At 57.8% G+C, this 12,926-nt stretch carries 16 protein-coding genes and 1 pseudogene; 3 read left to right on the top strand and 14 right to left on the bottom strand.

Translation table 11 applies throughout. The features are described 5' to 3' along the window. Positions 1 to 91: 91 nt before the first annotated feature. Both BRA1417_RS46005 and BRA1417_RS0113980 read right to left on the bottom strand, forming a co-directional pair. Positions 92 to 217 (bottom strand): hypothetical protein, encoded by a 126-nt coding sequence (locus BRA1417_RS46005; protein ID WP_256379165.1) that lies wholly within the window; start codon positions 215 to 217, stop codon positions 92 to 94. A 12-nt stretch (positions 218 to 229) separates the two neighbouring features. Continuing rightward, positions 230 to 739 carry a hypothetical protein gene (locus BRA1417_RS0113980; protein WP_027516272.1) on the bottom strand — a complete coding sequence of 170 codons (510 nt, stop codon included), beginning with the start codon at positions 737 to 739 and terminating at the stop codon, positions 230 to 232. Positions 740 to 834: 95 nt separating this feature from the next. Here BRA1417_RS0113980 and BRA1417_RS0113975 point away from each other — a divergent pair, with 95 nt between their 5' ends. After that, positions 835 to 1,767: a helix-turn-helix domain-containing protein gene (locus BRA1417_RS0113975; RefSeq protein WP_198034833.1), complete on the top strand. Its 933-nt coding sequence runs from the start codon at positions 835 to 837 to the stop codon at positions 1,765 to 1,767. A gap of 54 nt (positions 1,768 to 1,821) precedes the next feature. On the opposite strand, the gene BRA1417_RS0113970 is transcribed toward BRA1417_RS0113975, so the two are convergent. After that, entirely contained in the window at positions 1,822 to 2,634 is an 813-nt protein-coding gene (locus tag BRA1417_RS0113970; protein WP_027516270.1) for an IclR family transcriptional regulator C-terminal domain-containing protein, read from the bottom strand. A 152-nt stretch (positions 2,635 to 2,786) separates the two neighbouring features. Between BRA1417_RS0113970 and BRA1417_RS0113965 the strand changes: the two genes are divergently transcribed. Then, positions 2,787 to 3,776, top strand: coding sequence for a tripartite tricarboxylate transporter substrate binding protein (locus BRA1417_RS0113965; protein ID WP_198034832.1), 990 nt, complete (start codon positions 2,787 to 2,789; stop codon positions 3,774 to 3,776). Between the two features lie 8 nt (positions 3,777 to 3,784). Here BRA1417_RS0113965 and BRA1417_RS45630 read toward each other — a convergent pair whose 3' ends face one another. Then, complete coding sequence (locus BRA1417_RS45630) at positions 3,785 to 3,970, bottom strand: hypothetical protein (protein ID WP_245286381.1); 186 nt, start codon at positions 3,968 to 3,970, stop codon at positions 3,785 to 3,787. Here BRA1417_RS45630 and BRA1417_RS40470 point away from each other — a divergent pair. Further along, entirely contained in the window at positions 3,884 to 4,675 is a 792-nt protein-coding gene (locus BRA1417_RS40470; protein WP_245286362.1) for an MBL fold metallo-hydrolase, read from the top strand. The genes BRA1417_RS45630 and BRA1417_RS40470 overlap by 87 nt on opposite strands. A 187-nt stretch (positions 4,676 to 4,862) precedes the next feature. On the opposite strand, the gene BRA1417_RS40465 is transcribed toward BRA1417_RS40470, so the two are convergent. From BRA1417_RS40465 to BRA1417_RS44045, 10 genes and pseudogenes are all read right to left on the bottom strand, one after another. Further along, positions 4,863 to 6,299 carry an IS1182 family transposase gene (locus tag BRA1417_RS40465; RefSeq protein WP_245286225.1) on the bottom strand — a complete coding sequence of 479 codons (1,437 nt, stop codon included), beginning with the start codon at positions 6,297 to 6,299 and terminating at the stop codon, positions 4,863 to 4,865. A 199-nt stretch (positions 6,300 to 6,498) separates the two neighbouring features. Next, positions 6,499 to 6,828: a hypothetical protein gene (locus BRA1417_RS0113950; RefSeq protein WP_027516268.1), complete on the bottom strand. Its 330-nt coding sequence runs from the start codon at positions 6,826 to 6,828 to the stop codon at positions 6,499 to 6,501. A gap of 53 nt (positions 6,829 to 6,881) precedes the next feature. Beyond that, the gene (locus tag BRA1417_RS0113945) at positions 6,882 to 7,103 is read right to left on the bottom strand and encodes a hypothetical protein (protein WP_027516267.1); all 222 of its coding nucleotides are present in this window, start codon (positions 7,101 to 7,103) and stop codon (positions 6,882 to 6,884) included. An 878-nt stretch (positions 7,104 to 7,981) separates the two neighbouring features. After that, the gene (locus tag BRA1417_RS45625) at positions 7,982 to 8,317 is read right to left on the bottom strand and encodes a hypothetical protein (RefSeq protein WP_245286224.1); all 336 of its coding nucleotides are present in this window, start codon (positions 8,315 to 8,317) and stop codon (positions 7,982 to 7,984) included. A gap of 310 nt (positions 8,318 to 8,627) precedes the next feature. Beyond that, positions 8,628 to 8,879 carry a hypothetical protein gene (locus BRA1417_RS0113930; RefSeq protein ID WP_156948749.1) on the bottom strand — a complete coding sequence of 84 codons (252 nt, stop codon included), beginning with the start codon at positions 8,877 to 8,879 and terminating at the stop codon, positions 8,628 to 8,630. An 81-nt stretch (positions 8,880 to 8,960) separates the two neighbouring features. Next, a pseudogene (locus BRA1417_RS46275) lies at positions 8,961 to 9,071 on the bottom strand (PEPxxWA-CTERM sorting domain-containing protein); the annotation flags it as partial. Between the two features lie 1,207 nt (positions 9,072 to 10,278). Then, positions 10,279 to 10,431: an ABC transporter substrate binding protein gene (locus BRA1417_RS44050; RefSeq protein ID WP_198034830.1), complete on the bottom strand. Its 153-nt coding sequence runs from the start codon at positions 10,429 to 10,431 to the stop codon at positions 10,279 to 10,281. Continuing rightward, positions 10,428 to 10,685: a hypothetical protein gene (locus BRA1417_RS41770; RefSeq protein WP_027516263.1), complete on the bottom strand. Its 258-nt coding sequence runs from the start codon at positions 10,683 to 10,685 to the stop codon at positions 10,428 to 10,430. Before BRA1417_RS41770 ends, BRA1417_RS44050 begins: the two co-directional genes overlap by 4 nt. A 680-nt stretch (positions 10,686 to 11,365) precedes the next feature. Further along, complete coding sequence (locus BRA1417_RS0113910; RefSeq protein WP_027516262.1) at positions 11,366 to 11,575, bottom strand: hypothetical protein; 210 nt, start codon at positions 11,573 to 11,575, stop codon at positions 11,366 to 11,368. A gap of 17 nt (positions 11,576 to 11,592) precedes the next feature. Beyond that, entirely contained in the window at positions 11,593 to 11,877 is a 285-nt protein-coding gene (locus BRA1417_RS44045; RefSeq protein WP_156948746.1) for a hypothetical protein, read from the bottom strand. Positions 11,878 to 12,926 lie beyond the last annotated feature (1,049 nt).

Here is a 12,926-nt window from a genome sequence, read left to right as displayed (position 1 = left end):
AGCCGAAGAGCGGTTCAAGCGCCGTAATGCCCGCTATCGGTGCTAAACCGGACGCCGAGCTGAGCTTGCGTTGCGAGCCGCCTTTGACCACTCATTTGCAGACCTTAGCCCAAAGTCCCCTGGCCGCGTCACGCTCGCGCGTCAGGTAGTCTGCCAGCGCCATCGCGGCGAGATCATAGCTCTGCTCGGCAGCGCAGCACGCCCATGGCCGCCTCATGATAAAGCTTCATCACTGCCCAGGAGCAGCCACGGTCGCGGTCTCTTCCATGATCTTCGCCACGCTGCCGTCTCGGACCACGATTGCGGTATAGTAGCCGTGTAGCGGTTGGTCGCCGATCTTGGCCTGCCACTCGCCAGCATTGAACACGAAGTTGCCGAAAGACCGCGACACGTTGCGCTCTACAGAGTAGTCGTGCAGGTCCAAGTCGACGACATCCTGCAGATTACGCCGAATCGCTTCTCGGCCTACGAACATACCGCTTGGCGTCACCCTAATGGCGTCGTCGGTAAAAGCTGCAGCCATGGCAGATGGATGCACGGCGATGACGTAGGTCTCAGCCGCCCAAACCCTTTCCATCGCATTAATGTCGCGAGCCGAAAGGGCGGTATCGAAAGCTAGATTTGCCGCAGTGACAGCTTCGATGTCGGACTTTTGCTCTGCGTGGAGATTGACCGTTCCGAAAATGAAAATGAAAGCGGTGGCGATCGCTAATTGCCGTAAGGAAAAGCTCCAGATCATCGCTTTCTCCTGAAAAAGATGCAGTAAGGCCCGGATTTCTGCGATCTACTATGCCTGCCCCGTTGTGCCTCGACAGGTCAAGCTGGTACCAATCGATGGTCAAAAACGGACATGCGTGCGCCGTGAAAGGTTTGTCGCAACAGTCGATATTCGGAGTCGAGTATAACAATCCCAAGTTTCCGAGGCTTGGCATTGAAGCATTGCGCTTCTCGGATCTTTTGGGACGCGTATCGCCCCGTCACTTTGCCTCGCCACAGCGGCCCGGTTTCCATCTGTTGATACTATTTACCGCTGGCAGCGGAGATCACTTCCTCGATTTTCGCCGCGTGAGGTGCAAGGCAGGTACGCTTGTCCATGCTCGCCCGGGTCAAGTTCAGCAGTTCGTCCTTGGTCAAAAACTGGAGGCGGATATCCTGCTGTTCACGTCAGAATTCATCTTTCCCGCGTCTTCAGCGGCGGACGGAGCGGCTTTTGGAGCCTTGGTCGATGATATCGTTCCCGAAGACGTCACGGACCTACGGCCTGATGCGCTGGAGAGCGTCGTCAGCGTCCTGTCGGCCATAAAGCGGGCATATCATAAAGCAGATGGCTCGAAGCTATCGGCCGCTATCCTCCAGCATCTCCTCTATGCAATGCTCCTGACGATCGCAGGCTATTACGGCAAGAGCGATGCGCTCTCCATGACGGATAGTCATCGCAGGACGTTCCGGAGATTCCGTCGAGCTGTCGACGCGAAGTTCGCACAAACGCGGATCGTTGAAGATTACGCGGAAGCTATTGGATGCTCAGCGAAGTCACTCCGCCGAGCCTGCATGATGGCGTGTGGTTCCTCACCCAAAGCTCTGATAGAGCAACGCCTGATCTTGGAAGCGAAACGATTGCTTGCACACGCCGGCCCCACGGTTGAAGCAATTGCCGCAGAGGTAGGGTTCAGTGAGCCAACAAACTTCGTGAAGTTTTTCAGACGGCACGGAGGGATGCGACCGCTTGACTTTCGAGCAAAGTTCCCGGGCGCCCGTTCAGGCTGACACCGTCCTTACTGCTCAACGCCTTAGTGAGGCGGTCTAAACCAAAAGCCGCCCTCAGCGCGCTCTGCGACCTCGCACCGAACTGACAATTTCCGCTGCAGCGTCCTGAAGTTCTTCGAGATGCCGGGCGGCGAAGACCTCCACCGAAAAGGCGGTCCTGAGCCAGACAATGTTGATCGAGCCCAGAACGCGCGCGCCATCGCGCAGGGGAACAGCAATTGAGATCAAGCCATCGGCATGCGGCGGCTTGCCATACCAGCCGCCGACATGGGTAGGGTCGCGCGTTGCGTAGCCGCGTGCTCGCACTTCCGCGAGAATCGTATTCAGACGCGCGGGCTCTCGCGCCAGACGATCTTCGGCCTTGTTCGAAGTCCGCAGCATCTCGATGATCTCCTGCCGCTCCTTGGCCGGACAATAGGCCAGATAGGCTCGTCCAACACCGGTCAGCAACCAGTTCACCTGCAGACCAACCCTCTCCTCTTGCAACAGGATCGGGCTGCGCGCACGGGTGGTCTCACGGATTTCCATGTGGTCTCCTGCCGGCATCATGAGATCCGAAGGCCACGAAACGCGCCGACACAGCCGCTCGAGCACCGGAGCGGCGGCTTCCGCGATTCGATCGCGACGCTCCCGGCGTGACGGCGCGCGCGAAAGCGTCGCGCCGATGCGATAACGCCCATCTGCAAGCCGCCGGGTGACCACGCCGGACCGTGCCAACGTGTGAAGGATACGGAGTAGGCTTGGCTTGGAGATACCAGTGAAGACGTAAAGCTGCTGCAGCGAGGAATCGGGCTGCATCTGCAGAGCCTGCAGGACACGAAGGCCGCGCTCCAGACTCTTGATGATTTTCGGACCCGCCACCGCCATTCTCTATTCCACACTGTGAAACGTGTCATTCCACAATGTGAAACATACGTCGATTTTTGTGGCAAATCTAGATAGCGCGTCAGAAGGTGGCGTGCCTGCAGGTTGCACTTTGGAATTGGCATCGAAAATTTCAGCGTTTGATGGAGACTTCCATGAGACCCCACCTGTTCTTCCGCAGCGCCTCATTGTCCGTCGCGACCCTGGCCCTGCTCGCAGCCTCAGCACCGCAACTATCAGCGCAGAGCTCGTTCCCATCGGGGACGGTTCGCTTCGTGGCGCCGTTCTCGGCCAGTACGCCGCCCGACATCATCAGCCGCATCGTCTCCAAGGAACTGACGGAAGCCGAAGGCTGGCGCGTCATCGTCGAGAACCGGCCCGGCGGCGTGACTACCATCGCGGCGACCGATGTCCTGACCCAGCCGGCGGACGGCAACAGCCTCTATGCCATGTCGGTGCCGTCGGTCGCGGCGCCATCGCTGGTGCCGAAAATCTCGTTCAACCTGGACAGGGATTTCGACCCTGTCATTGAAGCAACAGTTTCCTACAACGTCCTGGTGGTGAACCCGTCGGTGCCGGCCAAGACCGTGGCAGAGTTGGTGGCTCTGTTGAAGAGCCAGCCCGACAAGCTGACGTTCTCGTCCGGCGGCTTCGGCACGCCCGCCCACCTGATCGGCGAGCAATTTAAGCAGCAGACCGGCACGCGTGCCCAGCACGTCCCCTATGCGCAATTCCCGCAGGCGATCGGCGACCTGCTCAACGGCACCAACGCCTTCATGTTCATCACCATGTTGCCCGTCGTCGACCTGATTAAGACCGGTAAGCTGCGGGCGCTTGCGGTGACCGGACCGAAGCGTGTGCCGCTTCTTCCTGATGTGCCGACCATCGTCGAAGCCGGCTATCCCTCGCTGGTGGTCGAGGACTGGACCGGCTTCGCAGTCAAGCATGGCACGCCGAAGGAGACGGTCGCGCGGCTCAACGCTGCCATCAACAAGGCGCTGGAGAAGCCGTCAGTGCGCGAGGCGCTTGCTAAGATCGGTGCCGAGCCGGCAGGCGGCACGCCCGAGCAATTCGGCCGGCTGGTCGGCGATGAGGTTTCGCACTGGCACAAGGTCGTCGCCGACGCCGGCATCAAGGTGCAGTAACAGTGACATCAGATTTTCGCGTGACGCTCCTCGGGACGGGGACGCCAATTCCCCGTCCCGATCGTTTTGGCCCGAGCACGCTGATCGAAGCCGGCAGTCACACTGTACTGATCGATGCCGGCCGAGGCGCTGCCATGCGATTGTTTCATCTCGGCATTCCGATTGGCCGGATCGATGCGCTGTTGCTCACCCATTTTCATTCCGATCACACTGTCGGCATTCCAGATCTCTGGCTGACGGGCTGGCTAAGCTCGCATTTCGGCAACCGTCGGCGCCCGTTCAACGTGATCGGCCCGGTCGGCACAGCGAGGCTCATGCATCATCTCGAAGCGGCCTATGCGCACGACATCGAGATTCGTGTCGAGGACGAAAAGCTCGCCCGGGAGCATGTCGCAGTGGCAGTAGAAGAATTTGGTGAGGACGGCGTCGTCTATCAGGCCGGCGACCTGCGCGTAATCGCCTTCACCGTCGATCATGGCGACGCGATCAAGCCGGCTTATGGCTTTCGCATCGAGTATCAAGGTCGGGTCGCGGTGATCTCCGGCGACACTCGCTACAACGTGAACTTGCTCCGCTACGGCGAGGGCGCCGATCTGCTGGTGCACGAGGTTGCGATGGCTCCGCCGGAACTGCTGGGCCAAGCCGACATTCAGCGCATCATCAATCATCACACCTCGCCGCAGGAAGCCGGACGCGTGTTTGCGCAGACACGGCCGAAGCTCGCCGCCTTCACCCACCTCGTCATGCTCGCCAGTGACTCCGTGGCGGCACCGAGCGTTGACGATCTGATCACGGCAACCCGCGAGACGTATGCCGGACTGCTTGTTGTCGGAGAAGACCTGATGAGCTTCGAGATCGGCGAGACCGTTACGGTCACAAATCTAAAATCTGGCCCCTGAGACGTTGGCTTTGGGTCTTGGTCGTGCAAAAACGCCATGACGCGGACCGGCGCGGTCGAACTCAGGCTATCGCGGTCCGATCAATTTGGGCAAGTTTTACGGCCGCTCGACCAGAACTCATCCTGAGGCAATGTCGGGGCTCTTTTACGCGCCCCATGAACCGCAACGGCGCGCGGCAACGCCGGTATCACGACCTCACCGCCGCCAGCAGCGGTTTCATCCCGACGATGTTCAGCACGCGTGTCAGATTGTAGCCGAGCACGCACAGCGCCATCTCGGTCGCAACTTTCGGCAGCGTCACGCACAAGAAGTGCGTCGCGCCCATGCGCATCTTCAGTGTGCCGAACGGATGCTCGACGGTCTCGCGGCGTGTGCGCATGGCGTTTGGATTCTTGTCGAGCCGCGCCTGAGCGCGTTCGAGTCCTCGTGCACCATCGCTTGATTCGGCGTTGTGGGCTCGGCGTGCACTTCGATTTGAGTGGACAGGTTTTGCAGGCGTTTGTCCAATAGTTGCGCAGCTTCTGCTGCCGTCTTCGTCGTTGGTATAATAACATTTGAGTTTCTCACCGGCAGGGCAGCGATAAACACCCTCATTTGGCAGATAACCAAAGTCCTGTTTGCCGGAGCGTCCCGAAGCCTTCGCACCCGATGTCATCGGCTTGGGCAAAGTCACCATGATGCCAGATTGCTCGCACGCCACGATTTCTTCACCCTTGAAGTAGCCGCGATCGGCGACAACATCGAGCGTGTCGGCCTCAAGAACGGCTTTGGCTTGCCGGCCTATGTTTGCAAGTTGCGACCGGTTTGAGCCGCTTGTTGTCACCTCGTGCGCGACGATCAGATGGTTTTCTGTATCGACCGCCGTCTGCACGTTGTAGCCGACGACGCCAGAACCACGGCCGCTCGAGGCCATCGAACGGCTGTCGGGATCAGTGAACGATATCTGCTGATCGGGCGACGCCAGAACCTGTTTTTCAATCGCTGCGAGTTTCGCCATTTCGACGGTCAGATTTTTGAGCCGTTCTTTGATCCGCGTCTTTTTTAACTCCAGTGTTTCCGACGGCTCCTGCCGGTCGGCGTTATCGAGCTGAGCGAGATAGCGCGCAACACTCTCGTCCAATTGCGTGCGCCGCCGCTCGACTTTGCCGCGCGTGAAGTTCTTATCGCGATTATTGACTGCTTTGAATTTGCTGCCGTCGATCGCAACGCTGGCTGTCGCGAGCAAGCCCATCTTGCGGCACGCCTCGACGAAGCGCGCGCAGACCTTTTTGATGCCGGGACCATTGTCCTTGCGGAAATCGGCAATCGTTTTGTGATCGGGCGCAAGCCTGGCGAGCAGCCACATCACTTCGACATTGCGGCCAGCTTCACGCTCAAGCCGGCGGCTCGAATGGACACGGTTGAGATAACCGTAAATGTAGAGCCCTAAGAGCGCGGCCGGATGATACGACGGCCTACCTGTGCCGGCAGGCTCAACGCCACCGAACCCAAGTTCAGCCAGATCGAGGGCTGCAACGAAGGCGTCGATCACGCGAACCGGATTGTCATCTGCAACCCGGTCGTCCAGGCATTCCGGCAACAAAGTAGATTGCCCGCGATCAGCTCCTTGAACGAAACGAGCCATGCCAGCCCCCGCCGATTCAGTGCGGGAATCATAGCAGGCACGGCGTTTTCACACAGCCAGGGTCAATCGCGTCGGCCTGCTCCCCGATGTGATGACTTCCGGTCTAGCCCGGTGAACGGACATGTAGCGGCAGCCCGTCATGGAGGCGAAGGCCCAATAAGCGACGTCACGCCCAAACTTGTCTGACACAACGCCGTGACTACCGAAGTGGGGCGAGCGCGCTGCCCTCGCACGTTTCGAGCGCGATCTTCTGGGCCAGCATGACGTCTCCAATCGGAAGGTCGCCAACGGGCAGGAAACACAAGCCGATCCCTAGACGGCCGTTTTCGTCGATCTCGCAAACATTCGCAGCCGCTCCCGCATAGATTCTGTAGCGGTTGCCCGTGTCGCCGCCGATTACCTCGAAATAACCCTTCTCCGAGAATTGCCGCCGTTGGACAGGCGAGAGGTAATGCCGCAGCAGCAGCAGCGCGCGTCCTTCCGGAGTCCACTCGGCACCGTGAATGAACAGCGCCTTTGCAGGCCTCATCCGTGAGCGTTCACCCGGCCGCGACCGCCTGAGCCGCCACACGGCTCAGCGATTCAGCCGCCGACCAGCCGGGGGAAGAAGAGAGTTTCTTCCGCAGTGGGGTCGAACGATCGGATCCGCGACACCTGACCTGAACCGGTTCGGACCGCGGCGGTGAAGCCGACGTTCGTCAGCTCGCGGAATCGCTGCTCCGCCTTGGCTACTTCCCCTGCGTCGTCCGCATCGAAGAAGTGACGGCTGTCGCCGGTACTATCCATCACGGTCTGGATCGGCATGCGGATCCCTCCTTGTTGATCATGACAGAATATTGTTGAAGCTCCGAAGTTCCTTGATCGTGCCAAAGCTACTAACTTTCGCGCCTCGCAACTAAGGCTTCGGTATGGTGGTACGGAGATTGCCTGCTAGCTAAGCGCGGTTTTTGTGGACTTCGGCGAATAGCATCACCCCGTCACAGGGTCACCCGATGTGGCTATGGTCGACCGCGGTCCGCATCCTTCCACAAACCGGACTTCGCATTCACATACGATGATTCACTGGATGGGGAGCGCAGTTAAGCTCAGAAGTAGAGAGGCTTTCATGCCGTACTACGAATCGAGCTTGTCACCGATGCAACATGCCAGCATCAGGGCGGAATGATCCTTGAAGTCGACAAGGAGCGGCAGACCAAGCAGAACGTCTCGTGGCAGAGCTCACGCTGGTGCGACCAGAACTGATGTCCCACGATTCTGCAATTCGGGTTCGAGATCACAGCAACGCTGAAATATATCGCACTCGCCACCTAGGTCCCGGCACACCATTGTACTCACGATAGCACAACGTTCGTGCTGCCGATTGGACATTCATCCGGCAGCATCACCAACTACACCCAAGCTCACCGAGGCGGGTTCAATTCGCCTGCAAGCCAACCGACCGCATCTGTCTTCATTGGATCCACAGCGAACGACGCCGTCTGGGTACGTTCGCAGGTCGAGCATTCGAACGTGCGCTTCTCGAATCCGGACTTGCCGGGAGAGATGCGCGTCAATGCCATCCGGTGTTTGCATACCGGACACATCGGCCGTTCGTTGATACACGCAGTCATCCACTGCCCCCAAAGAATACTCATTTACCCCAATTACCCCAATTCAATTTTCGAAATGACAAATGGTGAGCGCTAGGCAGCAGCTAAGTCATGCTGACCAGGGGTGAAGCAGCCTTCAATGTCGGTTGGGAGAGGAGTCGCCGCCAAATGCTCCCAGTATTCTGCCTCGGCGAGCAGTTTCCAGCTTCTGTCAGGATGAAGCGCGGCACTCTGCCGACAGAGCGCCGCCATCGCGCGCAAGCGCGGTGCGGTTTCCATTCCAGCCTCCCATGTTTTCCCCACCTTATTTTTTGCTTTTACGTTGGAGTCATTATGATTATGCGTCAGAACAAAATTTTGTTTTCTCGACCGCGACTCGATACGCGCTTGCTGCGGTTGGCTTTCGTTTCGAGCGCCAACGCTGTTCATTTAGCGCAATGTTCCGACTGGACATTCGTCCTGGTTGAAGCGTTGTGTTCTGACGGACCACACGGCTCCGCCACGCCTCTTGGTGCACATGCGGTGCTCGCGAACGATACAGGGAAGGAATTTCGGCGCGGAGAGAAGGACCTCTTCAGCCCTGGCCTGATCACGCAGTTACGACTTGGAACGCGCGCTTGCTTCACCATCCGCGGTCGCCCCCAGGGGAAACGCCCCCAGAGCGTCCGCCATCGCAATTCTCAGCTGCCTTAAAGATCATTATGGCCGGACTTTTGACTCCCTCAAATGGAGCTGCGAGTCAGGTTTCATCATCATAGCCATCGTCCTGATCGTCTTCGTCCGAATCGATGGCCATAGCTTCGATGTAGTCACGGCAGGCATCCCGCAGCGTGCGACCCGATGTCGGATCGTCATGGAAATCCCACCAATCCCGGTCTTCCTTCCATAGATGGAAAAGGGCGATGTGAGCGACATGACGCTCGCGCGTGCTGCACGATAGCCCCGATGAGCAGACGTCTTTAGCGCCATCGCAGGGTCTCAAACGGGCCAACAACGGTCATCGCGCTTGCCAAATCGCGCAAAGAAAAGGCCGCCCGAAGGCGGCTCTTAATTCAATCCTGACTTAGGTGAATCAAGCTGTTGCCATCAACGATGGCTTCGCCTTCCGGCGATATGCCATGAACCCAACGCCCGCAAAGCCGAGGATCATCATCGCCCAAGTAGATGCTTCGGGCACAGCTGGCGTGCCCACAAAACCGCAGTCTGGGCCGCAGCCGAGCTTGTAGACTTCATTCGTTTGCGTGAGGAACAACGACCCATCGTTACCATCGATGCCCACGTAGTCGCCGCGTGTACCGCCTGTCGCGATCAGCGTCGCGACGCCGGTGACATGGTCGATCAGCCAAACTTCGCCGAAGTTGCCGTTTGCAACAATATCCCCGGCAAACTTCCCTGATCCACCGATAACGCCCGTACCATCGGGATCATTCAACACTTGTGAAACAAAAACCGGAACCGCGCTTCCGGTCGCCATATCCCAGCCACCGATGACGTTGCCGTTCCCATCCAGGGCTCCATAAACGATCTTGCCGTCAGCTGACACTGAAACGCCATCGACTGCAGCACCCGTCGCAGCAATTTGCCGGGCCTGGCCGGTTGCCGGATTGATTTCCCAAAGCCCGTTGGACGACGAGGTTATGATATTGCCGTTCACTGGGTTAGTGGAAATGCCATGTCCGGCGATAAAATTCGCAGGATTCGTCACCACGTTGGAGTTGAGTGAGCCGTCGCTGTTCAGTCTTTGAAGCACGCCGCCCGCGTCTTGGTTACCAGCATACAGAACGCCATTAACGTTTGTGATGGCCATTCCATATTGGGTCGCCGTCAGCGACGACGTTTTCGCGGCCGGATTAAACACTAGGCCGTTCCCATCACTGAAAAGATAATTGCCCGAGCCGTACACCTGCATCACGACTTGCCCGGAGCTGTTCGTAGCAATGCCCAAGGGACCGCAGCAACCTGACGATGGTGTTCCGCTCGTCGCCGGGATTCCACTCATATACAGGTTGAGTGTAAATCCGTCGTCGATGCCTGCCTGCGTAAGAGTCAGAGCATCTGCCGAACCGCAATTAGCAATGCTTGCGGCAGCTAGTATGGCGAGCCAAGTACGTGACCACATTTTGTAGCTCCCAATTAATTAACGAAAATATCAAACGAACTTAGTAAATTTTAACTTCCGTTAGGAGTCAACAACAAAGCTGTGTTCACTATTGAACACACTGCGCTCGTTTCGCGATTAATTTTATCAGTTGAAAAACATACGAAGGTTTGCTTGAGCTTGAGTAAATTCAACGCTCGCTCCTTCCGATGACCGCTGTGGGTCACATGCAGCCCTGGAACGGCTGCTGGCGATAAGTCGGCTGTGGGCCTAATAGGGGAAGTGGCCGCGCTCATTCGATTACCTCGTCGGCGCGAGAAATCAGCGTTGGTGGAAGGCTGAGGTCGAGTGCCTTGGCGGTTTTCAGGTTGATGACCAGCGCAATCTTCGTCGGTTGCTCCACCGGAAGTTCACCCGGCGCCGCGCCATTCAGAATCCGTCTCACGTAAGATGACGCCCGGTAAATAGATCCCGCTCGGTCGTCCCATATGTCAAAAGCCCGCCCAAAATAGCGAACTGCGAATAATTGGAAAAGGTGGGAATCCGATGTTTGATGGCCAGCGCCGCAATGCGGTCAGCCAGATCAACATTCCCTGAATCGGTTATGAATTGCAGGGTGTCCGGACGCTGCTCCGCGAGCGCCGAGAACACGGCATCAAGTTCGCTGGGAAACTTCAACGCGAATGGCAGCACTGTCATCCCCTTCGCGCCCGCAGCTACACTGAGTTTAGCAACGAAAGGTGGATTTGTGGGATTGGCCGGATTGAACAGGGCGGCGATAACGGCGGCCTACCTACCTTGTTCACGACTCTCCAACCGCGAAGCCGAAGCGGCGTTCCCGGGCGTTCTCTCATACAACCGCAATCGCGATTCCAGGTTGTATTTTCAACGTCAAAGAGAACGGTAGCCGCTGCGGCAGCGCCCGGGCCGGCGGGAGATCAGTACCGACAACACAGGTCGGCTTGGCGGGAGTTTGCTTGCAGCGACCGCGCAGGTTTTTGTGACCAAGCCCGCCTAGTTGGCGTGGCGACATTGCGCGTACCGCGAGCGTCGAGATCCTTGCCCATTGACTGAGCACTCAGACAACCTTTCCTGATCCGAGTCCAAAAGACCAAGCCGACTTTTGAGACCGGGTAGGTCCATTAGAATGGCCTGGAATGACATGCGGCCGCAGACCGCTGATCTTTTATGGCTCAAGAACGACTGCGTGACAGGCGCGAGCGTCCACTGAGACGCCCAGATCTTCCGCGCCGCTTTCGCCTCGCTTGGATCAACCAAAACAGGAGGCACCCTCGCCTGCCTGAAAAGTACTGTCTTGCGCGGCATGCCCAAGCGCGAGCGACGCACCGCCCCGCCGCATAATTCCTGTATTCAATTGCTCAATTGAGCAATCGGCCTCTTACCGCAATTTCGAAGTTGGAAACGAACGATTCGAGGCTGCGAGCCGAACCTGGTTCGCTCAGATCCTGGGCAATGTAACGCAGCCGCGCGTGGGAACGTCCCTCGATCTCGTCAAGATCAGCCGCAATCTTCTCGAGCGCCGCCTGGAGGCGTCGCAAATGAGACATTTGCAGTCCTGCCCGGCCCATTAGATAGCTCCAACTGGTTACTCGCAGCGAACCAATAAATACCCCAAATTTAAATATAATAGATTATTCGCATTTTTTTGGTGGCCGTCAATAGCAATCAAGAAGCTCTTTAATTGATCTTTCAGCAGCCATTGGCTTGGCCACAGGCGTATCAACGTCGGCTTGCGTGCAGTCTGATCTCCAGCCTCCTCACCGCGGACCTCGAGACCGCCTCGGGCCGGTCTTTTGGTTGAAGAGGTGCTGATGCGCGTGCTGGATTCAGCCCAGTTTGCGATTGTCTGACCCGATCGAGCAACCAGCATTGATCCTCCGGTGGATTGTGGCGCTCGGTGCGGAGACCTCAATTCAGTTTGCGTTGCTGATCGATTACCTCCTGGATCCAGCCCGCCCGGTTTCTTCTGCCATACCTTGGAGACGGAGCTCGTCGATCCGCCACTACAACATCCGCGCCGAGCTCACATGATATCGCGCCTTCATCGTGGGCCCCTACAGCCGACCAGGCTCGAGTACAATCAGATTCATCGCGCCCTCCAAATGGTGCCAGAGGCCGCTTGAACCTGTTCTGCTTTTCGGTGAGATGATCAATGGCTTTCGGCTAGCTACCGGCATTCTTCCCTGCCTTCGACACCGCTTCGATCAGGGCGGGACACTTTTCATACTGTTCAGCCCGGCCCGCAGCGGTCCCGCGAAGCTCCCTGCATTCGCCTCCGTCAAAGAACCATTTGGTGGCGCCAATGGCGACGATCACTCTGCATTTTGGGCACGGCACCTGCATCTGTATGCATCCACAATGGCTGTTTCTATCAGGACCTGCAAAAGGGCCCGCAGACCGAAGTTGCGTGCCACGAGAAAGAGAAAACCTCACCAGACTTATCGGCGAGGATCTCATATTTGATGATTAGCCACCCTGCCGGGGTTTGCCTGACATCTGCATGGCACGTGTGCAACTTGGTACACGTTTGGTCAGCGGCTGCTGAGCGTTCTTTGTGGTAGCTGACGAGCGCCGGTCTCCGCTTGTGCGTCATGAGTCACGGGCAGGAGAGCGGGCGCAACAGCTAGCGCAAAAGCTTTCATAACATCACCTGGAAAATCAAATAATTGCTTCAGGATATTCGTGGACAGAGAAACTGTAAAGATTGGAAAGAAAGGCCGGTCAGATTTCTGGTTTGTCTGATCCATCTTCCGTGGGGAGCCTCTCGATGAGCATATTCGGTGCGGGCAGCCTGGCGGCGGTGCACTCCGTTCGCCAATCCTTCGGCTCTTTTCCGGGCGACTGCACCACATCATCCTCAGCGAACGGGATGCAGGCGAGGCGGTCACCTAGTTGGTGAAAACGTAAGCGCTACGCACG

Source organism: Bradyrhizobium sp. WSM1417, assembly GCF_000515415.1.
Taxonomy (GTDB): Bacteria; Pseudomonadota; Alphaproteobacteria; order Rhizobiales; family Xanthobacteraceae; genus Bradyrhizobium.
Note: the sequence above shows the minus strand (reverse complement) of the source record. Positions and strands in the feature narration are given on the sequence as shown.

Coding starts and splice junctions, on each gene's coding strand:
- BRA1417_RS46005 (WP_256379165.1), bottom strand. CDS start 217: ATGAGGCGGCCATGGGCGTGCTGCGCTGCCGAGCAGAGCTATGATCTC.
- BRA1417_RS0113980 (WP_027516272.1), bottom strand. CDS start 739: ATGATCTGGAGCTTTTCCTTACGGCAATTAGCGATCGCCACCGCTTTC.
- BRA1417_RS0113975 (WP_198034833.1), top strand. CDS start 835: ATGGTCAAAAACGGACATGCGTGCGCCGTGAAAGGTTTGTCGCAACAG.
- BRA1417_RS0113970 (WP_027516270.1), bottom strand. CDS start 2,634: ATGGCGGTGGCGGGTCCGAAAATCATCAAGAGTCTGGAGCGCGGCCTT.
- BRA1417_RS0113965 (WP_198034832.1), top strand. CDS start 2,787: ATGAGACCCCACCTGTTCTTCCGCAGCGCCTCATTGTCCGTCGCGACC.
- BRA1417_RS45630 (WP_245286381.1), bottom strand. CDS start 3,970: ATGGGTGAGCAACAGCGCATCGATCCGGCCAATCGGAATGCCGAGATG.
- BRA1417_RS40465 (WP_245286225.1), bottom strand. CDS start 6,299: ATGGCTCGTTTCGTTCAAGGAGCTGATCGCGGGCAATCTACTTTGTTG.
- BRA1417_RS0113950 (WP_027516268.1), bottom strand. CDS start 6,828: ATGAGGCCTGCAAAGGCGCTGTTCATTCACGGTGCCGAGTGGACTCCG.
- BRA1417_RS0113945 (WP_027516267.1), bottom strand. CDS start 7,103: ATGCCGATCCAGACCGTGATGGATAGTACCGGCGACAGCCGTCACTTC.
- BRA1417_RS45625 (WP_245286224.1), bottom strand. CDS start 8,317: ATGAACAGCGTTGGCGCTCGAAACGAAAGCCAACCGCAGCAAGCGCGT.
- BRA1417_RS41770 (WP_027516263.1), bottom strand. CDS start 10,685: ATGACAGTGCTGCCATTCGCGTTGAAGTTTCCCAGCGAACTTGATGCC.
- BRA1417_RS0113910 (WP_027516262.1), bottom strand. CDS start 11,575: ATGGGCCGGGCAGGACTGCAAATGTCTCATTTGCGACGCCTCCAGGCG.
- BRA1417_RS44045 (WP_156948746.1), bottom strand. CDS start 11,877: ATGCTGGTTGCTCGATCGGGTCAGACAATCGCAAACTGGGCTGAATCC.